24 protein-coding genes are annotated in these 26,011 nt (G+C 72.8%); 6 read left to right on the top strand and 18 right to left on the bottom strand.

All coding sequences use genetic code 11. The features are described 5' to 3' along the window. Window position 1 precedes the first annotated feature (1 nt). From shc to AB0924_RS23210, 13 genes are all read right to left on the bottom strand, one after another. Window positions 2-2,053 carry a squalene--hopene cyclase gene (gene shc / locus AB0924_RS23270; RefSeq protein ID WP_358932441.1) on the bottom strand — a complete coding sequence of 684 codons (2,052 nt, stop codon included), beginning with the start codon at window positions 2,051-2,053 and terminating at the stop codon, window positions 2-4. Window positions 2,054-2,167: 114 nt separating this feature from the next. Further along, window positions 2,168-3,301 (bottom strand): polyprenyl synthetase family protein, encoded by a 1,134-nt coding sequence (locus AB0924_RS23265; RefSeq protein WP_358932439.1) that lies wholly within the window; start codon window positions 3,299-3,301, stop codon window positions 2,168-2,170. Then, window positions 3,301-4,737 carry a hydroxysqualene dehydroxylase HpnE gene (hpnE, locus tag AB0924_RS23260; RefSeq protein WP_358932437.1) on the bottom strand — a complete coding sequence of 479 codons (1,437 nt, stop codon included), beginning with the start codon at window positions 4,735-4,737 and terminating at the stop codon, window positions 3,301-3,303. Before hpnE ends, AB0924_RS23265 begins: the two co-directional genes overlap by 1 nt. Continuing rightward, the gene (locus tag AB0924_RS23255; protein WP_358932435.1) at window positions 4,734-4,874 is read right to left on the bottom strand and encodes a DUF6380 family protein; all 141 of its coding nucleotides are present in this window, start codon (window positions 4,872-4,874) and stop codon (window positions 4,734-4,736) included. Before AB0924_RS23255 ends, hpnE begins: the two co-directional genes overlap by 4 nt. Then, window positions 4,874-5,824, bottom strand: coding sequence for a presqualene diphosphate synthase HpnD (gene hpnD / locus AB0924_RS23250; protein ID WP_358932433.1), 951 nt, complete (start codon window positions 5,822-5,824; stop codon window positions 4,874-4,876). The genes AB0924_RS23255 and hpnD overlap by 1 nt, the downstream gene beginning before the upstream one ends. Further along, window positions 5,821-6,747 carry a squalene synthase HpnC gene (gene hpnC / locus AB0924_RS23245; RefSeq protein WP_366912398.1) on the bottom strand — a complete coding sequence of 309 codons (927 nt, stop codon included), beginning with the start codon at window positions 6,745-6,747 and terminating at the stop codon, window positions 5,821-5,823. Before hpnC ends, hpnD begins: the two co-directional genes overlap by 4 nt. 328 nt (window positions 6,748-7,075) lie before the next feature. Further along, entirely contained in the window at window positions 7,076-7,873 is a 798-nt protein-coding gene (locus tag AB0924_RS23240; protein WP_366912397.1) for an ABC transporter ATP-binding protein, read from the bottom strand. After that, entirely contained in the window at window positions 7,866-8,795 is a 930-nt protein-coding gene (locus AB0924_RS23235; RefSeq protein ID WP_358932427.1) for an ABC transporter permease, read from the bottom strand. Before AB0924_RS23235 ends, AB0924_RS23240 begins: the two co-directional genes overlap by 8 nt. 95 nt (window positions 8,796-8,890) lie before the next feature. Continuing rightward, window positions 8,891-9,763: a glycosyltransferase gene (locus AB0924_RS23230; RefSeq protein WP_358932424.1), complete on the bottom strand. Its 873-nt coding sequence runs from the start codon at window positions 9,761-9,763 to the stop codon at window positions 8,891-8,893. Between the two features lie 5 nt (window positions 9,764-9,768). Next, on the bottom strand, window positions 9,769-10,548 hold the full coding sequence (locus tag AB0924_RS23225; RefSeq protein WP_366912396.1) for a CDP-alcohol phosphatidyltransferase family protein: 780 nt from the start codon (window positions 10,546-10,548) through the stop codon (window positions 9,769-9,771). Then, complete coding sequence (locus AB0924_RS23220; RefSeq protein ID WP_358932420.1) at window positions 10,526-11,587, bottom strand: iron-containing alcohol dehydrogenase family protein; 1,062 nt, start codon at window positions 11,585-11,587, stop codon at window positions 10,526-10,528. Before AB0924_RS23220 ends, AB0924_RS23225 begins: the two co-directional genes overlap by 23 nt. Continuing rightward, window positions 11,575-12,327, bottom strand: coding sequence for a phosphocholine cytidylyltransferase family protein (locus tag AB0924_RS23215; protein WP_358932418.1), 753 nt, complete (start codon window positions 12,325-12,327; stop codon window positions 11,575-11,577). The genes AB0924_RS23220 and AB0924_RS23215 overlap by 13 nt, the downstream gene beginning before the upstream one ends. Beyond that, a complete protein-coding gene (locus AB0924_RS23210) occupies window positions 12,324-14,132 on the bottom strand; it encodes a DUF5941 domain-containing protein (RefSeq protein WP_366912395.1) in 1,809 nt (602 codons plus the stop codon). Before AB0924_RS23210 ends, AB0924_RS23215 begins: the two co-directional genes overlap by 4 nt. Before the next feature lie 278 nt (window positions 14,133-14,410). Here AB0924_RS23210 and galE point away from each other — a divergent pair, with 278 nt between their 5' ends. The 3 genes from galE to idi all read left to right on the top strand — a co-directional run bounded on the left by galE (window position 14,411) and on the right by idi (window position 17,273). Continuing rightward, on the top strand, window positions 14,411-15,382 hold the full coding sequence (galE, locus tag AB0924_RS23205) for a UDP-glucose 4-epimerase GalE (protein ID WP_358932414.1): 972 nt from the start codon (window positions 14,411-14,413) through the stop codon (window positions 15,380-15,382). 157 nt (window positions 15,383-15,539) lie between these two features. After that, window positions 15,540-16,481: a cation diffusion facilitator family transporter gene (locus tag AB0924_RS23200; protein WP_358932411.1), complete on the top strand. Its 942-nt coding sequence runs from the start codon at window positions 15,540-15,542 to the stop codon at window positions 16,479-16,481. 198 nt (window positions 16,482-16,679) lie between these two features. Beyond that, a complete protein-coding gene (gene idi, locus AB0924_RS23195; protein WP_358932409.1) occupies window positions 16,680-17,273 on the top strand; it encodes an isopentenyl-diphosphate Delta-isomerase in 594 nt (197 codons plus the stop codon). Between the two features lie 3 nt (window positions 17,274-17,276). On the opposite strand, the gene AB0924_RS23190 is transcribed toward idi, so the two are convergent. Continuing rightward, the gene (locus AB0924_RS23190) at window positions 17,277-17,774 is read right to left on the bottom strand and encodes an ATP-binding protein (protein WP_358932580.1); all 498 of its coding nucleotides are present in this window, start codon (window positions 17,772-17,774) and stop codon (window positions 17,277-17,279) included. Between the two features lie 288 nt (window positions 17,775-18,062). Here AB0924_RS23190 and AB0924_RS23185 point away from each other — a divergent pair, with 288 nt between their 5' ends. Continuing rightward, complete coding sequence (locus tag AB0924_RS23185; RefSeq protein WP_358932407.1) at window positions 18,063-18,812, top strand: enoyl-CoA hydratase-related protein; 750 nt, start codon at window positions 18,063-18,065, stop codon at window positions 18,810-18,812. On the opposite strand, the gene AB0924_RS23180 is transcribed toward AB0924_RS23185, so the two are convergent. Beyond that, window positions 18,799-19,434 carry a DJ-1/PfpI family protein gene (locus AB0924_RS23180; RefSeq protein ID WP_358932405.1) on the bottom strand — a complete coding sequence of 212 codons (636 nt, stop codon included), beginning with the start codon at window positions 19,432-19,434 and terminating at the stop codon, window positions 18,799-18,801. The genes AB0924_RS23185 and AB0924_RS23180 overlap by 14 nt on opposite strands. Before the next feature lie 11 nt (window positions 19,435-19,445). Then, window positions 19,446-20,405 carry a GlxA family transcriptional regulator gene (locus AB0924_RS23175; RefSeq protein WP_366912394.1) on the bottom strand — a complete coding sequence of 320 codons (960 nt, stop codon included), beginning with the start codon at window positions 20,403-20,405 and terminating at the stop codon, window positions 19,446-19,448. Window positions 20,406-20,555: 150 nt separating this feature from the next. Between AB0924_RS23175 and AB0924_RS23170 the strand changes: the two genes are divergently transcribed. Both AB0924_RS23170 and AB0924_RS23165 read left to right on the top strand, forming a co-directional pair. Beyond that, window positions 20,556-20,687, top strand: coding sequence for an LPFR motif small protein (locus AB0924_RS23170; protein ID WP_351668260.1), 132 nt, complete (start codon window positions 20,556-20,558; stop codon window positions 20,685-20,687). A gap of 103 nt (window positions 20,688-20,790) precedes the next feature. Next, a complete protein-coding gene (locus AB0924_RS23165) occupies window positions 20,791-23,196 on the top strand; it encodes a Tex family protein (RefSeq protein ID WP_358932400.1) in 2,406 nt (801 codons plus the stop codon). 58 nt (window positions 23,197-23,254) lie between these two features. Here AB0924_RS23165 and AB0924_RS23160 read toward each other — a convergent pair whose 3' ends face one another. Both AB0924_RS23160 and AB0924_RS23155 read right to left on the bottom strand, forming a co-directional pair. Further along, window positions 23,255-24,898: an ABC-F family ATP-binding cassette domain-containing protein gene (locus tag AB0924_RS23160; RefSeq protein WP_366912393.1), complete on the bottom strand. Its 1,644-nt coding sequence runs from the start codon at window positions 24,896-24,898 to the stop codon at window positions 23,255-23,257. A gap of 75 nt (window positions 24,899-24,973) precedes the next feature. Continuing rightward, the gene (locus AB0924_RS23155; RefSeq protein WP_366912392.1) at window positions 24,974-25,999 is read right to left on the bottom strand and encodes an oxidoreductase; all 1,026 of its coding nucleotides are present in this window, start codon (window positions 25,997-25,999) and stop codon (window positions 24,974-24,976) included. Between the last annotated feature and the right edge of the window lie 12 nt (window positions 26,000-26,011).

Genomic DNA, 26,011 nt, shown 5'->3' with positions numbered 1-26,011 from the left:
CTCAGCTCACCGTGGCCTCGGGCAGCGGCTTCCTGCCGTCGGAGTGGGACCTCCTGGCCCGGGCGAGCGGCGGCCGCTCGAAGGGGTCGCCGTGCAGATAGCGGCCGAGCGCGGTGAGCGGGAACACCTGGCGGTACAGGTGGTAGTTGATGGAGAAGTCCCAGGGGAAGCCGGTGCCGGTGAAGTACGGCTCGTCCCAGGAGCCGTCCTCCCGCTGGGTCGCGGCCAGCCACTGGATGCCGCGTTCCACGGCCTCCGAGTCCCGCTCCCCCGCCGCGAGCAGCGCCATCAGCGCCCAGCCGGTCTGCGAGGCGGTGGAGGCGCCGCGGCCGCTCCACTCCTTGACGTGCTTGTAGGAGCGCAGGTCCTCGCCCCAGCCGCCGTCGTCGTTCTGCACCTTCTCCAGCCAGGCCACCGCCCGCCGGATCGCCGGGTGGGAGCCGGGCAGGCCGGCCGCGGTGAGGGCGGGCACCACGGAACCGGTGCCGTACAGGTAGTTGACGCCCCAGCGCCCGAACCACGAGCCGTCGGGCTCCTGTTCGGCGAGCAGCCAGTCGATGCCGCGCCGGGTGCGGGGATCGTGGGCCAGACCCTCGGCGGCGAGCATCTCGACGACGTGGGCGGTGACGTCGGCGGACGGCGGGTCGATGACCTCGCCGAAGTCGCAGAACGGCAGCCGGTTCGGGAACGGGCTGGTGTTGTCGACGTCGAAGGCGCCCCACGCGCCGTTCCTCGACTGCATCCCCAGGTTCCAGCGCACCGCGCGCCCGACGGCGTGGTCCACGCGCTCCGGGTCGTGGTGCCGGACCCGGCGCAGCGCGAGAGCCACCTCGGCGGTGTCGTCGATGTCCGGGTAGTTGTCGTTGTGGAACTCGAACGCCCACCCGCCGGGCGGAAGTTGGGGTCGCTTCACGGCCCAGTCACCGGGCCGGACGATCTCCTCGCCGAGCATCCAGTCGGCCGCCCTGACCAGTTGCGGATGGTCGACCGGCAGACCCGCGTCGACGAGCGCGATGGTGGCGAGGCAGGTGTCCCACACCGGGGACTGGCAGGCCTCGATCATCCGGGCGCCGTCCTCGCGCCACACGGCGAAGCGGTCCAGTGAGGCGAGACCCTCGCGCATCACCGGGTGCTGGAGGTCGTAGCCGAGCAGGCGCAGGGCGATGACCGAGTACACGGCCGGGGGCTGGATGCCGCCCCAGCAGCCGTCGTTCTCCTGCCGCTCGATGATCCAGCGGGCGGCGGAGTTCATCGCGGCCCTGCGCAGCCGGCGCGGGACGACCTTGCGCAGTTGGTGCAGCGCCTTGTCGAGGCGCTGAAAGGCGCCGTCCCAACTGGCCGCCGGTGCCAGCGGCTTGGCGGGATTGGGATCGGCCGGGTCGGTGTGCAGCTCGTCCAGCGGGAAGGGGGCCGGGCGGACGGGGCGCTTGGCCGAGACGATGGTCAGCGGCACGATGGTCTGCCGGGCCCAGCACCCGAAGTCGTAGATGTTGAGCGGCATCCAGCGGGGGAAGTAGATGAGCTCCGGCGGGAGTTCGGGCAGGTCATCCCACTTCCACCAGCCGAACAGGGCGAGCCAGATCCGGGTGAAGACACGGGAGGCGGCGATACCGCCGCGCTCGCGGACCCAGGCCGAGGCCTTCGCCATGTGCGGGGCGTCGGGCGCGTCGCCGGCCAGGCGCAGGGCGACGTACGCCTCGATGGTGGTGGAAAGTTCGCCGGGGCCGCCGTAGAAGGTGGCCCAGGTGCCGTCCGGGCGCTGCTCGCCGCGGATGAACAGGGCGGCGGCCCGCGTCGTCTCCTCGTCCAGGATGCCCAGGAACTGACGGAGCAGCAGGTCCTCGGCGTCCATGGTGACGTTCGTCTCCAGGTCGCCCTTCCACCAGCCCTGGGCGTCCTGCCGGGCGAGCAGGAAGTCGGTGGCGCGGCGCGCGGCGCGTTCGGCGGCTTCTGGTACCCCGGCAGCCTCGGGGATGGTGATGTCTGTTTCGCTGGCCGCGGCAGCGCGGGGCGGCATGGTCGCTCCGGTGCTTCCGTCGGTCGTCGCTGTCATGGCTTCCCCTTCGTGCAGTCGTGCGAGTCGTGCTGCTGTGGGTCCGCCGTCGGCCGGTGCCGTCATCCGCGGCACCGGCCGGCGACTACGCGAGGGTTATTCGGCCGATAGTGATCATCTCTTTCGTACGACGACGAAATCGGCGAGTGCCGTGAAGGCGGCCCTCACCCGGTCGGGCATGTGGACGGCGTCGAGTGCCTCGACGGCGATCGCGTGCTGCCGGCGTGCCTCCTCGGCCGTCCACTCTCGGCCGCCGGCCTCCTCGATGAGGGCGGCCCGGGCCGCGAACTCCTCCTCGGAGAAGTTCTCGAAGTCGCTGCTCTTGGCGTCGGCGGCGAGGATCTCGCCGAGCCGTTCGGAGGCGTCGCCGCCCGCCGCGAGCGCGGCCACCACCGGCAGGGACTTCTTGCGCTGGCGCAGGTCGCTCCAGGTCTGCTTGCCGGTGGCCTCCGGGTCGCCCCAGATGCCGAGGAGGTCGTCGACGGCTTGGAAGGCGAGGCCGAGGTGGTAGCCGTAGCGCTCCAGCGCGTCGGCGGTGGCGTCGTCCGCGCCGCCGAGGACCGCGCCGATCGAGGAGGCGCAGGCGAGCAGCGCGCCGGTCTTGTTGCCCTCCATCTCCAGGCACTCCTCGACGCTGACGCGGTCGCGGTGCTCGTAGGAGATGTCCTGCGCCTGACCATCGATCAGGGCGCGGGTGGCGGTGGTCAGCCGGCGGGTGGCGCGGCCGGCCTCGACGGTGCCGAGCTCCAGCAGGACCTCGTTGCCGAGGGCGAACAGGGCGTCACCGACCAGGATGGCCTGGGCGGGGCCGTGCACCTTCCAGACGGTGTCGCGGTGCCGGCGCTGCTCGTCGCCGTCCATCAGGTCGTCGTGCAGCAGCGAGAAGTTGTGGACGAGTTCGACGGCGACCGCGCCGGGGACGCCCACCTCGGGCGCGGCGCCGGTCACCTCGGCGGAGAGCACGGCGAGGGCGGGACGCACGGCCTTGCCGCCGTCCCCGTCGGCCGGGTTGCCCGCGGCGTCGATCCAGCCGAAGTGGTAGGCGGCGACGGTGTCCATGGGCGGCGCCAGGCGGTCGACGGCGGCGCGCAGGACCGGGGTGGCCAGGGTGCGGCCGCGCTCCAGCAGCGCGGTCACGTCCACCGCGGTCCTCGAGTCGGCCGTCGAGGCGGGGGGCACAGTGGGCACAGTCTCTCCTGTTGTTGCGGTACCGGGGGTGCGGGGGCCCGCCGCGTAGTGCTCGGTCATCAGGCCGCCTCCTCGAACGCGAAGAGGCGGGCGGGGCGGGGCCGGCCCAGGGCGCTCAGCGCGGCGTCGGCCGCGCTCACGCCGCTGCGGACCGCACTCTCCATGGTCGCGGGCCACCCGGTGGCGGTCCACGCTCCGGCCAGGTACAGGCCGGGAGCCTTGGTGCGGGCGCCGGGCCGCAGCCGGCCGACGCCGGGGGTGGGGGCGAACGTCGCCGTGCGCTCCCGGGTCACGAAGAAGTCCTTCACCACGGCACCGCGCGCACCGGGGATCAGCCGCTCCAGCTCGGGCAGGTAGCGCTCGCGGAGCACGGCGACCGGTTCGTCGATGTCGTCCCGCGCGGCCGACTGCGACACCGCGAGGTACTGGCCCTCGCGCAGCCCGGAGGCGTCGGTGCGGTCGAAGACCCACTGCACGCGGGTGCCGAGGGCGGCGAGGAAGGGCCGGGCCAGCACCGGGCGGTCGTAGACGACGTGCACGTTGAGGATGGGCGCGGTGCCGATCTCCAGCAGCCGCCCGGGGTCGTCGAGGGCGCCGGGCGGCAGCAGGCCGTGCGTCTCGCGCTGGGGTACGGCGAGGACGACCGCGTCGGCGCGGAGTGTTTCGCCGGGAACCTGAACGCTCCAGCCTCCGTTCCCGTTGAGGGAGACGGAGGTGACGCGTGTACGGACTTCGGTACGGACGCCCGCGGAGTCGAGCGCCTTGCGGGCCAGCCGGTCGTGCAGTTCGCCGAGCGGTACGGCGGCCCAGCCGATGTCGGCCGCGCCCGGGTCGGACAGCAGACCGGTCTTGAACACCATCGCGGCGAGCCCCAGTGAGGCGTCGCCCGCGACCGCGTTGAGGGTGGCGACCCCGACCAGGTCCCACAGGGCCTCGACGGCCCGCGCCGACTGGCCGTGCGCGGCCAGCCAGCTGCCGAAGTCCTGGGCGTCCAGTGCCGGATCGGCGAGGTCGAGCCCCTTCAGCGCGAGCGCGGCGCGCCCGACGGCGGCGCGCTCGGCGAGCGAGAGGTGCGGGTAGGTGGCCAGGCTGCGTCCCAGGTGGAGGGGGACGGGCAGCGGGTCGCGCCGCAGCCGCCCGAGCCGTCCGCCCTCGGGCTTGGCGACGTCGACGACGGGCACGTCCAGGCGGTCCTGCAGCGGTGCCAGCGCCGCGCCCTCGATCCGGTCGAGGAACCAGCGGTAGGCGGTGCAGCAGCGCAGGTACACGTGCTGGCCGTTGTCGACGGTCAACTCGCCGCGCTGGAAGGAGAAGGCGAGACCGCCCAGCCGGGGTCTGCCTTCGACGAGCGTGACGTCGACGCCCGCGTCGGCGAGCGCGAGCGCCGCGGTGACGCCGGCGAGACCCCCGCCGACGACTACGGCGGTACGCCGCGCCGGGGCCTCGGGTGCCCGGGCACCGGCGTGCGCCTGTTCGGCGCGGGAGCCCTCGCTCATCGTGCGTCCTTCCCTGCGTGCCGACCGTGCTGGATGAACGGTGCACGGTCGCCCGTCGCAGTCAGGGACGCCACGCCGCAGCGCGGGGTTGCCCGCCGCGCCGGATCGTCGGAACCGGACGGTTCCCGGGAACCCATCAGGCGCGCCTCCTGACGGTCCGCCGGGAGACGTTCCGGGTGTCGAGGCCGGACAGTCCGCGCACGGCGACGTACGCCTTCTCGCGTCCGGGCAGCGAGACCCGGCCGCGCAGCACGGCCCCGGGGTCGCGCTCGATGCGGTCCAGCAGCCGGCGGTAGATGCCGGCCATGGCGGCCACACAGGCGCCGCTGCGCCGGTCGAGCATGGGGAGCAGCCGGTAGCCCTCGGCGAACAGGGCGCGGGCCCGCCGCACTTCGAAGTGCACGAGGCCGGCGAAGTCGGAGCCCTGCGGTGGAGTGGGCCCGTCGAACCCGGCCGAGCAGCCGAACTTGGCCAGGTCGTCGGCGGGCAGGTAGGTGCGCCCGCCCTCGGCGTCCTCACGGACGTCCCGGAGGATGTTGGTGAGCTGGAGCGCGAGGCCGAGCGTGTCGGCGTACTCGGGGGCGCGCTCGGCGCCGCGCGCGCCCGGTTCCGTACCGAAGACGCCGAGCGAGAGACGGCCGATGGCGCCGGCCACGCAGCGGCAGTAGACCTTCAGGTCGTGCCAGGTCTCGTAGCTCTCGCCGCGCACGTCCATCTGGACGCCGTCGATCAGCTCGTCCAGACCGCCGAGCGGGATCGGGAAGGCGCGCGCGGCATAGGCGAGGGCCACTGCCACCGGGTCGGTGTGGTCCTCCTCGATCTCCCCGGCGCGGATCAGGGTGAGCAGTTCCCGGGTGTCCTCGAGCCGCGCGACCTTCACCTCGGCCGGCAGGCCGCCGTCGCCGATGTCGTCGACGCGCCGGGAGAACGCGTACAGCGCGGACATGGCGCGCCGCTTGGGCGTCGGCAGCAGCCGGATGCCGTAGGCGAAGTTGCGGGCCTGCTGCCCGGTGACGGCCTCGCAGTAGCCGTAGGCGGCGAGTACCGGTGCGGACACGTGCGGCACAGACTCCACGGTCCGGATCACCCCTCTCCTCGCAGAGTCGCGCCCGCCTCACGCAGCAACCGGACCTTGCCGGGCTTGAGCGGGCCGGGAAGTACGTCGTATTCGGCGGCGGCGATCGCCCGGACCGCCGCCCTTCCCCCCGCCACGAACCCCGCGAGCAGCAGCTTCAACCTGCCGTGGACGCTACCCACCAGGGGGGCGCCTTCATTCAGCAGATCGCGGGCGCGTTGTGCTTCGTATGCAACCAGGGCGCGCACCGAAGCGCTCGCGATTTTCGCGGCGAGGTCGGTTTCCTGGACGTGGAAACGTTTCATGTCCCGGGCCGGCAGATAGATCCGGTCACGGCCGAGGTCCTCCGCGACGTCCTGGAGGTGCTCGACGATCTGCAGCGCGGTGCAGATCGAGTCGGACAGCCGGATCCGCTCGGGGGTCGCGGTGCCGGTGACGGCGAGGACGAGGCGGCCGACGGGGTTCGCGGACAGTTCGCAGTAGGCGAGGAGGTCGTCGTAGGTCTCGTAGCGCCGCACCAGCTGGTCCTGGCGGTTGGCGGCGATCAGGCCGAGGAACGGCTCGGGGGTGAGGGAGCGGCGGCGGGCCGTGGGCTGCAGGCGGCGCAGCAGCGGGTGGCGCGGGGTGCCGTCGAAGACCCGGCGCAGATCCGCCTCGAAGGCGTCGAGGAGGACCAGCCGGTCCCCGGCATCGGCGGCCGGCACACCGAGGGCGCGGGCGTCGGCGCCGCCGGGGGCGAGGTCGCCGTCGCCGATGTCGTCCACCAGGCGGGCGAATCCGTACACGGCCATGAGGTCCTCACGCCAGGCGCGGGGCAGGAAGAAGGGGGCCACGGGGAAGTTCTCGCTCGCGGCCTTGTCGAGGGTGGCGCGCTCCAGGCCCGGCGCCGTGCGGGTTCCCGTCACCGCGGGCTGCCCGGGGCGTGGACGGCACATGCTGCGCTGAGCTGGGGAGTTTCCGTAGCCATTGCCGTCACATCTCCCGTTCTACACTGCCGATCCGATACACACTATTTCGGACACGCCGCCTGGCCCTCCGCGGGGCGGCCCGGCGGAGGGTGTCGCGCTTTGTCGCCCCATGTGCCGCTTTCGGGGACCGGTACAGCTTACGTTGTACAACGCAGCTTGGACCGGCAGGGTGTCCCGCGCATCACAACAACACACCAATTGCCGTCAAGATTCCTACGTCATGCGCGAGTTGACGTTTCCTTTGCAGACGCAGGGCCCCGCCGGAGAGGTTCCGCGGGGCCCTGGCCGAAACGGGTCACTTGCCCGTGAACTTCTCGTACTCCTTGAGGACCTCTTCGGTGGGTCCGTCCATGCGCAGTTCGCCGCGTTCCAGCCACAGGACGCGGTCGCAGGTGTCGCGGATGGACTTGTTGTTGTGGCTGACCAGGAAGACCGTGCCGGCCTCCTTGCGCAGTTCCCGGATCCGCGCCTCCGAGCGCTTCTGGAACTTGCGGTCACCGGTGGCCAGCGCCTCGTCGATCATGAGGACGTCGTGGTCCTTGGCGGCGGCGATGGAGAAGCGCAGCCGGGCCGCCATGCCGGAGGAGTACGTCCGCATCGGCAGGGTGATGAAGTCGCCCTTCTCGTTGATCCCCGAGAAGTCGACGATGTCCTGGTAGCGCTCCTTGACCTGCTCGCGGGACATGCCCATCGCGAGCCCGCCGAGGATGACGTTGCGCTCACCGGTGAGGTCGTTCATCAGGGCGGCGTTGACGCCGAGCAGGGAGGGCTGGCCGTCGGTGTAGACCTTGCCGCTCTCGGCGGGGAGCAGTCCGGCGATGGCGCGCAGCAGCGTGGACTTGCCGGAGCCGTTGGATCCGATCAGGCCGATCGCCTCTCCGCGGCGGGCGACGAAGGAGACTCCGCGCACCGCGTGCACCTTGCGCACGCCGCGCGCCCCGTCGTCGGAGCCGCGCTTGAGTATGCGGCTGAGGGCGGCGGTGGCGCTGCCCTTGCCGGTCCTGGCGCCGTTGACCCGGTAGACGATGTGCAGCTCGTCCGCGATGACGGTCGGGCGCGGGTCCGGGGTGTCCTGGGTGTCGGTCTCAGCCACGGCCGTACCTCTCCTCCGCCTTCCAGAAGTACACGAAGCCGCCGGCGAAGACGATCACGGCCCAGAACAGGGCGATGGCCCACACGTGCGGCGGCAGGTTCGAGGCGCCGTACCCGTCGATCAGCGCGAACCGCATCAGGTCCATGTAGACGGCGGCCGGGTTGACCTGCAGCAGCCGGACCACCCACTCGGGGCGGCCCTCCATCATCTTGCTGATGGAGAACATGACACCGGAGGCGTACATCCAGGTGCGCAGGACGAACGGCATCAGCTGGGCGAGGTCCGGGGTCTTGGCGCCCAGGCGGGCGACGATCAGCGCGAGACCGGTGTTGAACAGGAATTGCAGCATCAGCACCGGGATGATCAGCAGCCAGGACATCCCCGGGTAGCTGCCGAACCCGATGGCCACGATGAACATCACGATCATCGAGAACAGCAGCTGCTGGAGCTGCTGCAGCGAGAAGGAGACGGGCAGCGAGGCGCGCGGGAAGTGCAGGGCGCGCACCAGGCCCAGGTTGCCGGAGATCGCGCGGACGCCGGTCATGACCGAGCTCTGCGTGAAGGTGAACACGAACACGCCCGTGACCAGGAACGGGATGTACACGTCCTGGGACATGCCGCGGCTCGCGTGCAGGATGACGCCGAAGATGAAGTAGTAGACCGCCGCGTTCAGCAGCGGGGTCGCCACCTGCCAGAGCTGGCCCAGCTTGGCCTGGCTGTACTGCGCGGTCAGCTTCGCCTGGGAGAAGGCGAGGATGAAGTGGCGGCGCCCCCACAGTTGGCGCACGTACTCGGCGAGCGAGGGCCGGGCGCCGCTCACGGCGAGTCCGTACTTGGCGGCGAGCTGGGCGGCCGTCAGTCCCTCGTCGGGCGACGGGGCCGCGGTCACCGCGACTCCGGCGTCATGCGTTGTCTCACTCACGGGTGGAAGCTTTCGTCTTCGAGTACGTCTTGCACGGTTGCGTCTTCAAGGGCGGCGGACCCGCCCGCCGGGGCGGGTCCGTACGGTCGAGCTTGTCAGATCACCGGGGGCCGGCCCAGTCGGGTCAGCCGCCACACCGTACGCCAGCGCATCGGGCGCCGGGGTCCGCAGGGGCTGCTCCACCCCTCCTTGAAGCCGCCGAACCAGGCCTTCAGGGCCGGTCCAGAGGGCCGGCGCAGCAGCGTGAGCAGCAGCCAGACCCCGAGGTAGACCGGGACCAGGAGGGCGGGGAGGTTGCGGCGGGCCAGCCAGACCCGGTTGCGGGCGACCATGCGGTGGTACACCGCGTGCCGCGAGGGCGCGGTCGTCGGGTGGTAGAGCACCATGTCGGACCGGTAGTCGATCATCCAGCCGGCGTCGAGGGCCCGCCAGGCCAGGTCGGTCTCCTCGTGGGCGTAGAAGAACTCGTCCGGGAGGACGCCGGCGTCGGCGAAGACCCGGGTGCGGACGGCGTTGGCGCCGCCGAGGAAGGTGGTGACCCGGGAGGAGCGCATCGGGTCGGACGCGCGCAGCCGGGGCACGTGCCGGCGCTGGGTCTCGCCGGTCTCGGGGTCCGCGATGCGGAAGCTGATGATGCCGAGCTCCGGGTCGGCCGTGAAGGCCTCGCGGCACAGCTCGGCCGTGTCGTGGCGGGCCAGGAGCCCGTCGTCGTCCAGGAAAAGCAGTATGTCGACATCGCGGCCGGCCGGCCCGAAGGCCGCTATGCCGACGTTGCGGCCGCCGGGGATGCCCAGGTTCTCGGGCAGTTCCACGGTCCGGACGCCCTCGGGGACGTCCGGGACGGGCGAGCCGTTGCCGACGACGACCACCTCGACCCGGTCGCCGTCCTGCTTGGCGACGGAGTCGAGCAGTGCCCGCAGCTCCTCGGGCCGGTTGCCCATGGTGATGATGACCGCGCCGACCTTCATGGCACTCACCTCAGCCTGCTGGACGCCAGGATGGACACCAGGTGCAGCACGGTCTGCAGCAGGGCGATGCCCGCGAGGACGGCGGTGCCGAGCCGGGTGAAGAACAGGTCGCCGTGGATCTGGTCGGCGATCGCCAGGACCAGGATCAGCAGCGCGGCCTCGATGCCGAGGATCAGCCGGTGGAACTTCAGCGCCGCGGCGGCCCGGCGGGCCAGCGCCATGCCGGAGGAGCGCGGCTCGGCCGCCGCGTCCTGGACCGGCGGCTTCCCGGCCTGGTGCCGGGCGACGCCGACCAGGTCGGTCTCGGCCTTGATCAGGATGGCGCCCAGCGCGGCGAGCGTGCCGAGGAAGGCCCACAGCCAGTCGATCCGGCCGCCGCCCCACAGGTCGGCGGCGCGCAGCCCGAGGCCGACCAGGACGGCCGCGTCGGTGAGGTAGGCACCGACCCGGTCCAGGTAGACCCCGCTGAGCGAGTACTGCTGCTTCCAGCGGGCGATCTCGCCGTCGACGCAGTCCAGCAGCAGGTAGAGCTGGGTGGCGACCACGCCGAGCACGGCGCCCGGGATCCCCGGCACCAGCAGCGCCGGGGCCGCGAGCACCCCGCAGAGGGTCATCAGGTACGTGAGCTGGTTGGGCGTGACCCGGGTGTTCACCAGGTAGCGGTCGACGCGCAGGGACACCTCTCGCATGTAGAGGCGCCCTCCCCAGTGCTCACCGCTGCGCCGGTCCTTCACCCCGACGGGGTGGACGACCGGACGGAGTTCAGCTACCGATGGCCTTGACATAGTCGGCGTAGGTGTCCTTGATCTGGTTCGTCTTGAGGTCGAGGTGTTCGAGGATCGTGTAGCGGCCGGGCCTGGTCTCCGGAGCGAACTCCACGGCGCGGACGAACTCGTCCACCGAGAAGCCGATCTCCTCCGGCAGCACCGGAAGCCCGTGCCGGCGCAGTACGGCGGCCATGGACGCCGCCTCCTCGTGCGCTCCGCGCAGGTACATCGCGAAGGCCGCGCCGATGCCGCACTGCTCGCCGTGGGCGGCCGCCCGCTTCGGGTAGAGCAGGTCGAAGGCGTGGTTGATCTCGTGGCAGGCCCCTGAGGAGGGGCGGGAGTCGCCGGAGACGGACATGGCGATGCCGGTGAGGACGAGGGCTTCGGCCAGCACCTGCAGGAAGCCGTCGTCGCCGACGCCGCCGGGGTGCCTGAGCACCGACTCGCCGGCCTGCCGGGCCATGGCGGCGGCGAGACCGTCGATCTTCTCGCCGTTGACCCGGTTGGCCAGCTCCCAGTCCGCGACCGCGGAGATGTTGGAGATGGCATCGCCGATGCCGGAGCGCACGAAGCGGACCGGCGCCTCACGGATCACGTTGAGGTCGATGACGACCGCGATCGGGTTCGGCACACCGTAGGAGCCGCGGCCCGCGTCGTTGTCCAGGGTCGCGACCGGCGAGCACAGACCGTCGTGCGCGAGGTTGGTGGCGACGGCGACCAACGGCAGCCCGACGCGCGCGGCGGCGAACTTGGCGCAGTCGATGATCTTCCCGCCGCCGAGTCCGACGACGGCGTCGTAGCGGCCGGCCTTTATCTCGCTCGCCAGCCGGACCGCGTCGTCGATGGTGCCGCCGCCGACCTCGTACCAGGTGGCGCCGGGCAGCGACGGGGCGAGGCGTTCACGCAGCCGGGCGCCCGAGCCGTTGCTGACGGCGACGGCGAGCCGGCCGGACTGGGAGATGCGCTCGTCGGCGAGGACCCCGGCCAGGTCGTCGAGGGCACCCGGGCGGATGTCGACGACGAGCGGCGAGGGGATCAGCCGGGTCAGTACTGGCACGCGATCTCCCGTCCACGGGCGAGGTCGTCGTGGTTGTCGATCTCCACCCACTGCACGTCGCCGATCGGCGCGACGTCGATCCGGAAGCCGCGGTTCACCAGCTCCTGGTAACCGTGCTCGTAGAACTGCTGGGGGTCGGTCTCGAAGACCGTCTTCAGGGCGTCGGCCAGCTCGGGGGCCGCGTCGCCCTCGATGAGGGTGACGCCGATGTACTCACCGGTGGCCTCGGCGGGGTCCATCAGCTTGGTGATCTTCCGGACGCCCTCGGCGGGGTCCACGACGACCTTCATCTCCTCGTCCGCCAGGGACTTCACGGTGTCCAGCGCGAGAATGATCCGCCTGCCCTCGCCGCGGGCCGCGAGCAGCGTGCGCTCCACCGAGACCGGGTGCACGGTGTCGCCGTTGGCGAGGATCACACCGTCCTTGAGGGCGTCACGGCCGCACCACAGGGAGTAGGCGTTGTTCCACTCCTCGGCCTTGTCGTTGTCGATGAGGGTGAGCTTGAGGCCGTACTTCGCCTCGAGGGCCGCCTTGCGCTCGTACACGGCCTCCTTGCGGTAGCCGACGATGATCGCGACCTCGGTCAGGCCGATCTCGGCGAAGTTGCCGAGGGTGAGGTCCAGGACCGTCGGCTCGCCCTCTATGCCCGCGGGGCCCACCGGCACCAGAGCCTTGGGAAGGCTGTCGGTGTAGGGGCGCAGACGCCGTCCGGCGCCGGCCGCCAGCACGAGGCCGATCATGCGGGTTCTCCTTCGTCGTGTACGGCGGGCGCCCCTGCGGACACCCAGAAGCGGATGCTCTCGACGAGCACCAGCACGGCGACGGCCACGGCGAGGACCGTGAGCGCGGCCTTGAACTGCGAGGCGGTGAGCACCGCGGCCAGGACGGTGACGAGCAGCGTCCGCCCCTCCTGCCCCCCGATGGCGCGCACCAGCCAGGCCGGGGGCGCTCCGGCGTTGCCGCGGATGCGGTACACCGTGTCGTAGTGATGGTAGGCGACGGCCGCCACCAGGCCGAAAGCCGCGGGAAGGGCTCCGTTCACGTCCGCGTGGGCCGCCAGTACCAGCACGGTGCCGTACTCGGCGGCACGGAACAGCGGCGGGAGCAGCCAGTCGAGGGCGCCCTTGAGGGGGCGGTACAGGGCCTGGCCGGCGGTGACGGCGTAGACGGCCGCGCCGGCGACGGGCGCCCAGGCCGGGCCGGAGAAGAGGGAGACGGCGAGCACGGCGGTGCCGGCCAGGGCCACGAGCAGCGGGGCGCCGAGGCGGACCCGGGTGGCACGTGCCACGTACGAGGCGAGCGGGCCGTTGTCGGCCAGGTCGGCCAGCGCCTGGGCCGCCCGGTCAGTGCGCCGCGCCTTGCGGGTCACCGAGCGCAGCACACGGCCGGCCGTGGTGTACGTGGCGGCGAAGGCGCAGCCGGCGAGCAGCACGTAGAAGGTGATGCGCGGGGTGGTGACCGCGGTGAGGACGGCGATCATCGCCCAGCGCTCGCCGATCGGCAGGACGATCATCCGGCGTACCCAGACCGTCCAGCCGACGCTGTCCAGCTTGTCGGATAGGGCGGCGGTGGGGCTGGTGTTGGCGGTGGCGTCGTGGTTGGCCTCGTTGAAGGAGAAGTCCACGACGTGCCGGCAGGTCTGCAGGATCATGGCGCCCAGCGCCAGGGCCCAGACGTCGTCGCCGCCGCGGGCCGCGCCGAGGGCGAGGCCGGCGTAGTAGGCGTACTCCTTGGCCCGGTCGAAGGTGGCGTCGAGCCAGGCGCCGAGCGTGGAGTACTTCAGGGCGTAGCGGGCGAGCTGGCCGTCGGTGCAGTCGAGCACGAAGGAGGCGATCAGCAGGACGCCGGCCGCGACGAAGCCGGCCCGGGTGCCGGTCGCCGCGCAGCCCGCGGCTATCAGGGCGGTGAGCAGGGAGGCGGTGGTGACCTGGTTGGGCGTCAGGCCCCGGCGGGCGCACCAGCGGGCGATGTAGCGCGAGTACGGGCTGATGAAGAACGTGGTGAAGAAGCCGTCGCGGGACTTCACGGCCGACCTCAGGCGTACGGCCTCGTCGTCCACGGCGGCGACGGCCTGCCGTGCCTCGTTGCGGGCCTGCGGGTCGGCCGGGACGGCGGCGACCAGGCTGCCCAGCTCGGGGCGGTGCACACCGGCGTCGTCGGCGTCGAGCGTGGTGACGACGCGGTCGGCGAGGGAGTCGGCGTCCCCCGCGCTCGGCTTCGCCGGCGCGGCACCCCCGCCCGCGGTGGCGGTCTCGCGGTCCAGCGCCCGGGTCAGCGCCTGGCGGGCCTCCGGCTGGGCGGTGACGGCTCCGGGCACGGCCGCGAGCGGGAACCGCGGGTCGGTGAGGCCTAGGCGCAGGGCGTGCGGGTGGCCGACGAAGCGGGCGTCCACCAGGGCCACGCGCCTTCCGGCGGGTGCGGCGGCGAGCAGGGTCCGGGTCTCGGCGGCGTCAGCGGCCACGCGCACGTCGAAGCCGAGGGACCGCAGATCGTTCTCGAGCGACGATCCGGGGACCGGCTGACCGGTGACGATGGCGGTCGACAACCGAAACTCACTCCCTGGGTGCCGACGCGGGGGCGCCGGTCTTCTGCGTGGTGGGGCGCCCCTGCCTGCGGCACCCGGGCGGCATGTCGGCAGAGGCTATCGGATGGGCGGAAGCCCGTGTTCACCGGCCGTTCACGGCCCGGTCCACGGGGGCTGCCCGGTCCTTTGCCGCGATCATCATCGGGGATGCGGGGCCCGCCCCACAAACCGCGCGGCGCAGACCCGGGCATCCTCCGGCATCGCGGACACATGCCCGGTTCGGCATAGGGTGGGTGACCATGACCTGGCTGATCACCGGCGGAGCCGGATACATCGGGGCGCACGTGGTACGGGCCATGACCGGCGCCGGCGAGAGCGTCGTGGCGCTGGACGACCTGTCGGCCGCCGTGCCGGCGCGGCTCCCGGCGGGCGTCCCGCTCGTCGAGGGCTCGACGCTGGACGGGGATCTGCTCAAGCGGGTCTTCGCGGAGTACGGCGTGACGGGTGTGGTGCATCTCGCGGCGCGCAAGCAGGTCGCCGAGTCCGTGGCGCAGCCCACCCGCTACTACCGGGAGAACGTGGGCGGCCTGGCCACGCTGCTGGACGCGATCGCCGAGGCGGGGATCGACCGGCTGCTGTTCTCCTCGTCGGCGGCCGTGTACGGCAACCCGGACGTGGACCTGATCACCGAGGACACCCCCTGCGCCCCGGTGAACCCCTACGGCGAGACCAAGCTGGCCGGGGAGTGGCTGGTGCGGGCGGCCGGGCAGGCGCACGGGATCTCCACGGTGTGCCTGCGCTACTTCAACGTGGCGGGGGCGGCCGCGCCGGAACTGGCGGACACCGGGGTGTTCAACATCGTGCCGATGGTCTTCGACCGGCTCACCCGGGACGAGGCCCCGCGGATCTTCGGCGACGACTATCCGACGCCGGACGGCACCTGTGTACGTGACTACATTCACGTCGCCGACCTCGCCGAGGCCCATCTGTCGGCGGCCCGGCGGCTCGCCGGGGGTGGCCACGCGGGCGACCTGACGCTGAACATCGGCCGCGGCGAGGGCGTCTCCGTGCGGGAGATGGTCACGGTCATCGGGGAGGTCACCGGCGACCGGCGGCCCGCGCTGGTGGAGGGGCGCCGGCCCGGGGACGCGCCGCGCGCGGTCGCCTCGGCCGAGCGGGCCGCCGAGGCGCTGGGCTGGCGGGCCCGGCTCGGGGTGCGGGAAATGATCGAGTCGGCCTGGGCGGGCTGGCGGCTGCACCACGGCGCCTGAGCCGGAGCCGGTCGCCGAGCGGCCGTCCGCCGCCTGACCTGCCGCTTGTTTGCGCAGGTCAGGGCAGATGACAACGGTGTTCAGTGCCGCGTTGCCCGATACCCCCCGCCCGTAGTTGACTGTGGCCACGCGCGCAACACGGAAGGGTGGTCCTCTCATGGGGGCAGGGCACGACCACGGGCACGCGCACAGCCATGCGCCGCCCACGGGCACGGCCGCGGCCGCCTATTGCGGCCGGCTGCGGGTGGCACTGGGCATCACGCTCACGATCATGGTGGTGGAGATCGTCGGCGGTCTCCTCGCGGACTCGCTCGCCCTGATCGCGGACGCGGCCCACATGGCGACCGACGCGCTGGGCCTGGGCATGGCGCTGCTCGCCATCCACTTCGCCAACCGCCCGCCGAGCACCAACCGCACCTTCGGGCTCGCCCGCGCGGAGATCCTCGCCGCCCTGGCCAACTGCCTGCTGCTGCTGGGCGTCGGCGGCTATGTGCTCTTCGAGGCGGTCCAGCGCTTCCTCACACCCGCGGACACCGAGGGCGGTCTGATGATCGTGTTCGGTCTGTTCGGCCTGGTCGCGAACTCTGTCTCGCTCCTCCTGCTCATGCGCGGGCAGAAGGAGAGCCTGAACGTGCGCGGCGCCTTCCTGGAGGTGGCCGCGGACGCGCTGGGCTCGGTGGCGGTGCTGATCTCGGCGGCCGTGATCCTGACCACGGGCTGGCAGGCGGCCGACCCGATCGCGTCGCTGGTCATCGGGCTGATGATCGTCCCGCGGACGGTGAAGCTGCTGCGCGAGACGCTGGACGTCCTGCTGGAGGCCGCCCCGAAGGACGTCGACATGGCCGAGGTGCGCTCGCACATCCTGGCGCTGGACGGCGTGGAGGACGTGCACGACCTGCACGCCTGGACCATCACCTCTGGCATGCCGGTGCTGTCCGCGCACGTGGTGGTCAGCTCGGAGGTGCTGAACGCCATCGGCCACGAGAAGATGCTGCACGAGCTCCAGGGCTGCCTCGGCCACCACTTCGACGTGGAGCACTGCACCTTCCAGCTGGAGCCGGGCGGGCACGCGGAGCACGAGGCGCGGCTGTGCCTCTGACCCCGCGCTCCTCCACACCGTAGGTACGTCCGTTCGAGCCCGGCGGACGGTTCCCGACGGGAGGCGCCGGGCACGATGAATCACCGGGGCCCCACTCGACCACCGCCCCGCGTAGGACATGCGGACGTGCGGGGAAGTGCCGGGAGTGCCGGATTCGTACGGCAGACTTGGGGCGCAAGACCGAGGCGAAGGATGGGTATGCCGATCACACCTGCCACCGAGACGCACAGCTCGTCGAACGGCACCGCAGAGGCGATTTTGCTGGAACTGGTCGACGAGAAGGGCGTGACGATCGGCACGGCGGAGAAGCTCACCGCCCACCAGCCGCCGGGGCAGCTGCACCGCGCGTTCTCGGTGTTCCTCTTCGACGAGCAGGGCCGGCTGCTGCTCCAGCAGCGGGCGCTCGGCAAGTACCACTCCCCCGGTGTGTGGTCCAACACCTGCTGCGGCCACCCGTACCCCGGTGAGGCGCCGTTCGCCGCCGCGGCCCGGCGGACCCACGAGGAGCTGGGGGTCTCGCCGTCACTGCTGGCGGAGGCGGGCACGGTCCGCTACAACCACCCGGACCCGGCCTCGGGCCTGGTGGAGCAGGAGTTCAACCACTTGTTCGTGGGCATGGTGCAGGCACCGCTGGCGCCGGACCCCGAGGAGGTCGGCTCGACGGCCTTCGTGACGGCGTCCGAACTGGCCGAGCGGCACGCCCGGGACCCGTTCTCGGCGTGGTTCATGACCGTGCTGGACGCGGCCCGCCCGGCGATCCGGGAACTGACGGGGCAGTCCGCGGGCTGGTAGGCGCTACGCCGGCGCCGCCGGCTTGAGCGGCAGAGCGGCCCAGATCACCTTGCCGCCGCTCGCCGTGTGCTCCACGTCGACCGCCCCGCCCGCCTCCCGGGCCACCTCCCGCACCAGGAGCAGCCCCCGGCCGCCGGTCTGGCCGTGGTCGGCCTCCAGGGCGGTGGGCCGGTAGGGGTGGTTGTCCTCCACCGACACCCGCACCCACTCGGCGCCGACGGCCACCTCCACGGCGAGCATCGGCGACAGCAGCGCCGCGTGCCGGACCGCGTTCGTGACCAGCTCGGAGACGATCAGCAGCAGGCCGTGCACCGTGTCGTCGCCGACCGGTACGCCCTGCCGCAGCAGCAGGTCCCGAACGGCGTGCCGGGCCTGCGGGACCGAGGCGTCCACGGCGGCCGCGGTGAACCGCCAGACCCCCTCGTACGGCAGTGGATCGGGCGGCCGCTCGGCGCCTCCCGCCGGGCGCGGGCCGCCGTCCCCACGCCCGTGGTCGTCCATCGTCCGGTCGCCACCCTCGCGCTCGATTGTCACCACACGTCGAGTGTTGGTAACGACGCGCTCCTGTCCTGCGGACTGAACAGAAGTCAGCTGCTTTCGAGCGGTTCTGACCGCCTGCGTATGACACCGGCAGGCGCGGGACTGTTCCTGTTCCTCCTGTGCAAGGTTCACGAACTATTCGGCTTGTACGGGTTTGGCGCGCGCCACCCGCCCGGGCGCGCGGGACGCCCGCCCTTCCAGGTGCCCACCCGGCCGGCCGTCATGGCGGGGCGGATAGCATCCGGCCTCATGGAGCCCCAGCTGTCGCACGAAGTCACCGACTCCGTCGCCACCGTCGTGATCCGTCACCCGGCCAAGCGCAACGCCATGACGGCGGGCATGTGGCAGGCCCTGCCACCGCTGCTGGAGGAGCTGGCGGGCGATCCCGGCGTGCGGGCCCTGGTGCTGACCGGTGAGGGCGGGACCTTCTGCGCGGGCGCCGACATCTCCACGCTCCAGGGAGCGCGGCTGGAGGCGCAGGGGCTGGCCGTGGCGGCCGAGGAGGCCCTCGCCGCGTTCCCGGGGCCGACCCTCGCCGCGATCCGCGGCCACTGCGTGGGCGGCGGGGCCCAGCTGGCGGCCGCCTGCGATCTGCGGCTGGCGGAGGAGGGCGCCCTGTTCGGGGTGACCCCGGCCCGGCTCGGGATCGTCTATCCGTCGTCGTCCACCCGGCGGCTGGTGTCGCTGGTGGGACCGGCGACCGCCAAGTACCTGCTTTTCACCGCCGAGTTGATGGACGCCGGGCGGGCGCTGCGCACCGGGTTCGTGGACGAGGTGCTGCCCGAGGGCGAACTGGACAAGCGGGTCGCCGAGCTGACGCGCGTCCTGGCGTCGCGTTCCCGGCTCACCCAGGCCGCCGCCAAGGAGTTCGCGGACGGCCGCACCGACCGGGACGCCCACTGGGCGGAGCAGGCGCGGGGCAGCGGCGACACCGCCGAGGGGGTCGCCGCGTTCCTGGAGCGCAGGCAGCCGCGCTTCACCTGGACTACCGCAGGATGAACCGGCTCCCGGCGCGCAGTCTCTCCACCAGGTGCGCGGGGGCCTTGTGCGGGGACCCGGCCTCGTAGGGCGGCCGCGGGTCGTACTCGGTGGCCAGCTGCACCGCCCGGGCGTGCTCGTCGCCCGCGATCCGGCCGAGCAGGGCGAGCCCCATGTCGATGCCGGCGGAGACCCCCGCCGCGGTGACGTACTTGCCGTCGGACACCACCCGTTCCTCCGCCGGCGCGGCGCCGTACCGCTCGAGCTGGTCCAGGGCCAGCCAGTGCGAGGTGGCGCGGCGGCCGTCAAGGAGTCCGGCGGCGGCCAGCAGCAGGGAGCCGGTGCACACCGACGTGGTCCAGGTGCTGGTGGCGTCGGCGGCGCGCAGCCAGTCCAGCAGCGGCCCGTGCTCCATCAGCGCGCTCTGGCCGGGCCCGCCGGGCACGAGCACGACATCGGGGGCGGGCACTTCGTCCAGGGACCGGTCGGCGACGACCGCGAGCGCTCCGGTGTCGGTGCGGACGGGTCCGGGGCGCTCGGCCACGAACACCGTCTCGGCGCCGGGGGCGCGGGAGAGCATCTCGTACGGCCCCACGGCGTCGAGGGCGGTGAACCGGTCGTAGACGACGACGGCGATCTGCATGAGAAGTCCTTTCATTCGGCGGTGACGGGGCGGAAACGGCGCCGGTACTCGGCCGGGGCCGTGCCGAGCGCCCTGACGAACGCGCGCCGCATGGCCTCGGGGGTGCCGTAGCCGCTGGCCCGGGAGATCTCCTCGACGCCGTCGCCGGTGTCCTCCAGGAGCCGGCGGGCGTGTTCGAGCCGGACGCGGTCGACGTAGCGGCCGGGAGTCGTGCCGGCCTCCTCCCGGAAGGCGCGCGCGAAGTGGCGCGGCGAGAGCCGGGCGCGGGCGGCGAGTGACTCCACGGTCAGGTCGCCCGCGGGGTGCTCGGTGATCCACCGCTGCACCTCCCGCAGCGGGTCGCGACGAGCGGTCTGGGCGGCGAGCTGTGCGCTGAACTGCGCCTGGTTGCCGGGCCGGCGCAGGAAGACCACCAGATGCCGGGCGACGCTCAGCGCGACCTCCCGGTCGAGGTCCTCCTCCACCAGGGCGAGGGCCAGGTCGATGCCCGAGGTCACGCCCGCGGAGGTGGCGACGTGCCCGTCCCGTACGTAGATCGGCTCGGGGTCCACCGTCACGGCCGGATGGTCGCGGGCGAGCTTGTCGCAGTAGGCCCAGTGGGTGGTGGCCCGGCGGCCGTCGAGCAGGCCGGCGGCGGCGAGCAGGATCGCGCCGGTGCAGACGGAGACCAGGCGACGTGCGCGCGGGCCGTGCGCGCGCAGCCAGTCGGTCAGCCGCGGATCGGGGCCGCGGGTGCCCTGCCCGCCCGGGACCAGCAGGGTGTCCGGGTCCGGCATCGCGGTGAGCGCCCCGTCGGGTACGAGGGCCAGCCCGCTGGAGGTGCGCACGGGGCCGCCGTCCAGCGAGGCGGTACGGACGCGGTACGTCCCCGGAGTGTGCAGCTCGGCCCCGGTGAACACCTCCAGGGGGCCGGTGACGTCGAGGCTCTGCACGCCGTCGAACAGGACGAGGAGAACGGTGCGCTGCGGCATGCCCCGATTCTTCGCCGGTGCCCGCATGGCCGCAATGACCAGTTCCCCACCTTTTCTGCCATCCGGTGCGGCCTGCCGGGCATGACCGACGGCGGCGGAGGTACCCGGGCCGCTCCCGGGCAGGGCGTCCGGGAGGAAGGAGAAGTTCTCGTGTTCCGTGCCATCGCAGACGTGTTGCGGCAGATCGGCGGAGCCATCGCGACGGTGGTCACGCTGCCGTTCCGGGCCCTGGCCCGCCTGTTCGGCGGTGCCTCCTCGTCCGCTCGGGGCAGCGGGGCCTGACTTCCCCGGCCGGCGGCCCGCCGCGTGTCGCCCTGATCCCCGGTTGTCGGCGTCACCTGCCACAATTGCCGCGCAACCTCAGTGGAGAAGGCGGTACGGGATCGTGACGACACCCCTCGTAGGGTCCATCGAAAGCAGGATCGCCGGGGAACTCGGCGTACGGGAGCGGCAGGTGAAGGCCGCGGTCGAACTGCTCGACGGCGGTTCGACGGTGCCCTTCATCGCCCGCTACCGCAAGGAAGCGACCGAGATGCTCGACGACGCGCAGCTGCGCACGCTCGAGGAGCGGCTGCGCTACCTGCGGGAGCTGGAGGAGCGTCGGACGGCGATCCTGGAGTCGGTGCGCGAGCAGGGCAAGCTCACCGAGGAGCTCGAGGAGCGGATCCGCGGCGCCGAGACCAAGGCGCGGCTGGAGGACATCTACCTCCCCTACAAGCCCAAGCGGCGCACCAAGGCGCAGATCGCGCGCGAGGCGGGCCTGGAGCCGCTCGCCGAGGGGCTGCTGGGTGACCCGACGGTCGACCCGCAGGCGGCCGCCGCCGCGTTCGTCGACGCGGACAAGGGCGTCGCCGACGCGCAGGCCGCGCTGGAGGGCGCGCGGGCCATCCTGACCGAGCGGTTCTCGGAGGACGCCGACCTGATCGGCGAGCTGCGCGAGCGCATGTGGGTGCGCGGGCGGCTGGCCGCCAAGGTGCGCGAGGGCAAGGAGGAGGCGGGCGCCAAGTTCGCCGACTACTTCGACTTCGCCGAGCCGTTCACCGAGCTGCCCTCGCACCGTGTTCTCGCGATGCTGCGCGGCGAGAAGGAGGAGGTCCTGGATCTCGTCCTGGAACCCGAGGAGGCCACCGAGGGGCCGTCCTCGTACGAGGGCGTCATCGCGCACCGCTTCGGCATCGCCGACCACGGCCGCCCCGCCGACAAGTGGCTGAAGGACACGGTCCGCTGGGCCTGGCGCACCCGCGTCCTGGTCCACCTGGGCATCGACCTGCGGCTGCGGCTGCGGACGGCCGCCGAGGACGAGGCGGTGAACGTCTTCGCCGCGAACCTGCGCGATCTGCTGCTGGCCGCGCCGGCCGGCACGCGCGCGACGCTGGGCCTGGACCCCGGCTTCCGTACGGGCGTGAAGGTCGCCGTGGTGGACGCGACCGGCAAGGTCGTCGCCACGGACGTGATCCACCCGCACGTCCCGGCCAACAGGTGGGACGAGGCGATCGCCAAGCTGGCGCGGCTCAGCAAGGAGCACGCGGTCGACCTGGTCGCCATCGGCAACGGCACCGCGTCCCGGGAGACCGACAAGCTCGCCGCCGAACTGATCGCGAAGCACCCGGAGCTGAAGCTCACCAAGGTGATGGTGTCCGAGGCGGGCGCGTCCGTGTACTCGGCCTCGAGTTACGCCTCGCAGGAGCTGCCCGACATGGACGTGTCGCTGCGCGGCGCGGTGTCCATCGCGCGCCGGCTGCAGGACCCGCTGGCGGAGCTGGTGAAGATCGACCCGAAGTCGATCGGGGTCGGCCAGTACCAGCACGACCTGTCCGAGGTGAAGCTGTCCCGTTCGCTGGACGCGGTGGTCGAGGACTGTGTGAACGGCGTCGGCGTGGACGTCAACACGGCGTCCGTACCGCTCCTCGCCCGGGTGTCGGGCGTCTCCGCCGGACTGGCCGAGAACATCGTCGCGCACCGCGACCAGAACGGCCCGTTCCGGTCCCGTGCGGAGCTGAAGAAGGTGCCGCGGCTCGGCCCCAAGGCGTACGAGCAGTGCGCGGGCTTCCTGCGCATCCGCGGCGGCGACGACCCGCTGGACTTCTCCAGCGTGCACCCGGAGTCGTACCCGGTGGTGCGGCGCATGGTGAAGACCTCCGGGCAGGACGTCGCGTCCCTCATCGGCAACACGGGTGCGCTGCGCTCGCTGCGGCCCGCCGACTTCGTGGACGACACCTTCGGCCTGCCGACCGTCACGGACATCCTGAAGGAGCTGGAGAAGCCCGGCCGCGACCCGCGTCCGGCGTTCAAGACGGCCACCTTCAAGGAAGGCGTGGAGAAGATCTCGGACCTGTCCTCGGGGATGGTCCTGGAGGGTGTGGTGACGAACGTGGCCGCCTTCGGCGCGTTCGTGGACGTCGGCGTCCACCAGGACGGTCTCGTGCATGTCTCGGCGATGTCGAAGACGTTCGTCAAGGACCCGCGGGACGTGGTGAAGCCCGGCGACATCGTCAAGGTGAAGGTCCTGGACGTGGACATCCCGCGCAAGCGGATCGCGCTGACCCTGCGGCTGGACGACGAGGCCGCACCCCAGGGCGAGGGCGGCGGCCGGCAGCAGCGCGGCGGCGGCGCCCGCCCGCCTCAGCAGCGGCAGGGCGGCCAAGGGCAGCGCCAGGGCGGCCAGGGGCAGCGGCAGGGCCGCGGTGGCGGTGACCGGGGCGGCCGTCAGGCCCCGGCGCCGGCCAACAGCGCGATGGCCGACGCGCTGCGCCGCGCGGGCCTGGTCGACCCGAAGAACGGCCGCCGCTGACGGTCCCGGGGCCGGGGTGCTCGACCCCGGCCCCGGCCCGGCCGGCCGCCGAGGGCGGTCAGGGCTGCTCGGTCACCTTGCCCGCCGCGACCTCCAGGCGGCGGGTGACGCGGATCGCGTCCAGCATGCGGCGGTCGTGGGTGACCAGCAGGAGCGTGCCCTCGTAGGCGTCGAGGGCCGACTCGAGCTGTTCGATGGCGGGCAGGTCGAGGTGGTTCGTCGGCTCGTCGAGGACGAGGAGGTTGACACCGCGGCCCTGGAGCAGCGCCAGGGAGGCGCGGGTGCGTTCGCCCGGGGACAGACTCGCCGCCGGGCGCAGCACATGGTCGGACCTCAGGCCGAACTTGGCGAGCAGGGTGCGGACCTCGACCGGCTCGGTGTCGGGCACGGCCGCGCAGAAGGCGTCGAGCAGCGACTCGGAGCCGTGGAACAGCCGGCGGGCCTGGTCCACCTCGCCCACCAGGACGCCCGAGCCCAGGGCGGCGTGCCCGCGGTCCAGCGGGATCCGGCCCAGCAGCGCGCCGAGCAGGGTGGACTTGCCGGCGCCGTTGGCCCCGGTGACCGCCACCCGGTCCGCCCAGTCGATCTGGAGCGACACGGGGCCGAAGGTGAAGCCGCCGCGCCGGACCTCGGCGTCGCGCAGGGTCGCCACGACCGCTCCGGACCGCGGGGCGGCCGCGATCTCCATCCGCAACTCCCACTCCTTGCGCGGCTCCTCGACGGCCTCCAGGCGCTCGATCATGCGCTGGGTCTGCCGGGCCTTGGCGGCCTGCTTCTCGCTGGCCTCGCTGCGGAACTTGCGCCCGATCTTGTCGTTGTCGTTGCCGGCCTTTCGCCGGGCGTTCTTCACGCCCTTGTCCATCCACGAACGCTGCATCTGCGCGCGGTCCTGGAGCGCGCCCCGCTTGTCGGCGTACTCCTCGTACTCCTCGCGGGCGTGCCGGCGGGCGACGTCCCGCTCCTCCAGGTAGGCCTCGTAGCCGCCGCCGTAGAGGTTGATGCGCCCCTGGGCCAGGTCCAGTTCGAGGACCTTGGTGACCGTGCGGGTGAGGAACTCGCGGTCGTGGCTGACGACCACCGTGCCCGCGCGCAGGCCGGTGACGAAGCGTTCCAGACGTTCCAGGCCGTCGAGGTCCAGGTCGTTGGTGGGCTCGTCCAGGAGGAAGACGTCGTAGCGGGAGAGGAGGAGGGAGGCGAGACCGGCGCGGGCCGCCTGGCCGCCGGACAGGGAGGTCATCGGCTGGTCCAGGTCGACGGCGAGGCCCAGCGAGTCGGCCACCTCCTCCGCCCGTTCCTCCAGGTCGGCGCCGCCGAGGCCGAGCCAGCGCTCCAGGCTCGCCGCGTAGGCGTCGTCGGCGCCGGGTGCACCGTCGACCAGTGCCTGGGTGGCCTCGTCCATCACCCGCTGCGCCTCGGCCACTCCGGTGCGGCGGGCCAGGAACTCACCGACGGTCTCCCCCGGCCTGCGCTCCGGCTCCTGCGGCAGATGGCCGACGGTCGCGGTCGGCGGGGAGAGCCGCAGTTCGCCCTGCTCGGGCGCGGTCAGCCCGGCGAGCAGGCGCAGCAGCGTGGACTTGCCTGCGCCGTTGGCACCGACGAGACCGATCACGTCGCCCGGCGCGACGACGAGGTCGAGCCCGGCGAACAGGGAGCGGTCGCCGTGCCCGGCGGCGAGGTTCTTGGCGACGAGGGTGGCAGTCATCAGAGCGCCGATCCTAATCTCCCGGGCACCCGGCCTTCGGCCTGGTTCCCCGCCGTGCGGGGAGTGGCCCGCCGCTCACCCGTCCACCGGCCGCACCAGTACGCTCCCCGTGGTCCGGGCCACCACGAAGGACTCCCCCCTGACCGCCTCCGGGTCCAGCGGGACGCGGTGCCGGCCGGGCTCCAGGACACCGTCGAAGACGTCCCGGGCGTGGGTGCGGCGCAGCCGGTCGAGGCGGTACGCGGTCACCCGGACCCGGCAGGCGGAGGTCACCTCGACGTCCGCCGACCCGCCGGCGGCGGCCAGGGAGGTGAGCCGGCGCGGCAGCGGGCCGCGGTGCAGGGCCTGCTCGATCTGCGCGACGAGCAGCGGGACGATCGGAGCCAGGCCGTCCACCCGGGCGACCGCCACCCCGGCACGCTCGAACGCGTCCATCACGCATGCTCGTTGCGCCTCGCTCACGGCACGGCCGAAGGCGACCGCGCCGTAGCCGCGCAGTTCCTCGGCGGGAACGCCGGTGGCGTCCTGGGTGATGTCGGCGCCGATGCCGATGGTGCGCAGCGCGGCGGCCAGCCGGGCGAGCACGGCGACGCGCGCGCCGATCAGCAGCACCCGGCGGCGGGCCGCGGACGGGCCCCCGGGGTGCGCCACGAGGGCGGCGAGCGCCGCCCGGTACTCGGCGCCGTGGAAGCGGAACGGCCCTATCCCCTGGTACCCGTTGAGTTGCAGATCGGCGTGTTCACCGGTCTGCCAGGCGAAGTCCCGCCAGACGTAGTCCTCGCCGTCCCGCTCGATGACCGCGGTCACCGCGCCACAGGCCAGGTCCGCGCACTCGGGGCAGCCGTAGATCACGAACCGGCCGTCGGGGAGCGGGGGTTCGGTCTCCCGGAGCAGGCCGCGCACCTGCTCGGTGAAGATGGCCGGGGGGACGTCGGAGGCGAGCGGGGAGACGGCGTCCAGGTCGGAGAGCCGGAACAGCAGGGGACGGCCGTCGACGACGAAGTCCACGAAATCGCGGTGGACCTCGTAGCCGCCGTCGGCGAGGACACCGCCGGCGCGTGTCGCCGGTGCCAGGCCGAAGGTCGCGTATGCGGCAGACATGCTGTGAGTATT

The organism is Streptomyces sp. NPDC047869 (assembly GCF_040704065.1).
GTDB lineage: Bacteria > Actinomycetota > Actinomycetes > Streptomycetales > Streptomycetaceae > Streptomyces.
Note: the sequence above shows the minus strand (reverse complement) of the source record. Positions and strands in the feature narration are given on the sequence as shown.

What these genes read in the sequence shown, in the direction of transcription:
- idi (WP_358932409.1), top strand. Translation starts at nt 16,680, where the DNA reads ATGCCGATCACACCTGCCACCGAGACGCACAGCTCGTCGAACGGCACC.
- AB0924_RS23265 (WP_358932439.1), bottom strand. Translation starts at nt 3,301, where the DNA reads ATGACCGAGCACTACGCGGCGGGCCCCCGCACCCCCGGTACCGCAACA.
- AB0924_RS23155 (WP_366912392.1), bottom strand. Translation starts at nt 25,999, where the DNA reads ATGTCTGCCGCATACGCGACCTTCGGCCTGGCACCGGCGACACGCGCC.
- AB0924_RS23200 (WP_358932411.1), top strand. Translation starts at nt 15,540, where the DNA reads ATGGGGGCAGGGCACGACCACGGGCACGCGCACAGCCATGCGCCGCCC.
- hpnE (WP_358932437.1), bottom strand. Translation starts at nt 4,737, where the DNA reads ATGAGCGAGGGCTCCCGCGCCGAACAGGCGCACGCCGGTGCCCGGGCA.
- shc (WP_358932441.1), bottom strand. Translation starts at nt 2,053, where the DNA reads ATGACAGCGACGACCGACGGAAGCACCGGAGCGACCATGCCGCCCCGC.
- AB0924_RS23215 (WP_358932418.1), bottom strand. Translation starts at nt 12,327, where the DNA reads ATGATCGGCCTCGTGCTGGCGGCCGGCGCCGGACGGCGTCTGCGCCCC.
- AB0924_RS23230 (WP_358932424.1), bottom strand. Translation starts at nt 9,763, where the DNA reads ATGAAGGTCGGCGCGGTCATCATCACCATGGGCAACCGGCCCGAGGAG.
- AB0924_RS23190 (WP_358932580.1), bottom strand. Translation starts at nt 17,774, where the DNA reads ATGGACGACCACGGGCGTGGGGACGGCGGCCCGCGCCCGGCGGGAGGC.
- galE (WP_358932414.1), top strand. Translation starts at nt 14,411, where the DNA reads ATGACCTGGCTGATCACCGGCGGAGCCGGATACATCGGGGCGCACGTG.
- AB0924_RS23255 (WP_358932435.1), bottom strand. Translation starts at nt 4,874, where the DNA reads ATGGGTTCCCGGGAACCGTCCGGTTCCGACGATCCGGCGCGGCGGGCA.
- AB0924_RS23175 (WP_366912394.1), bottom strand. Translation starts at nt 20,405, where the DNA reads ATGCCGCAGCGCACCGTTCTCCTCGTCCTGTTCGACGGCGTGCAGAGC.
- hpnC (WP_366912398.1), bottom strand. Translation starts at nt 6,747, where the DNA reads ATGTGCCGTCCACGCCCCGGGCAGCCCGCGGTGACGGGAACCCGCACG.
- AB0924_RS23225 (WP_366912396.1), bottom strand. Translation starts at nt 10,548, where the DNA reads ATGTCAAGGCCATCGGTAGCTGAACTCCGTCCGGTCGTCCACCCCGTC.
- AB0924_RS23180 (WP_358932405.1), bottom strand. Translation starts at nt 19,434, where the DNA reads ATGCAGATCGCCGTCGTCGTCTACGACCGGTTCACCGCCCTCGACGCC.
- AB0924_RS23160 (WP_366912393.1), bottom strand. Translation starts at nt 24,898, where the DNA reads ATGACTGCCACCCTCGTCGCCAAGAACCTCGCCGCCGGGCACGGCGAC.
- AB0924_RS23185 (WP_358932407.1), top strand. Translation starts at nt 18,063, where the DNA reads ATGGAGCCCCAGCTGTCGCACGAAGTCACCGACTCCGTCGCCACCGTC.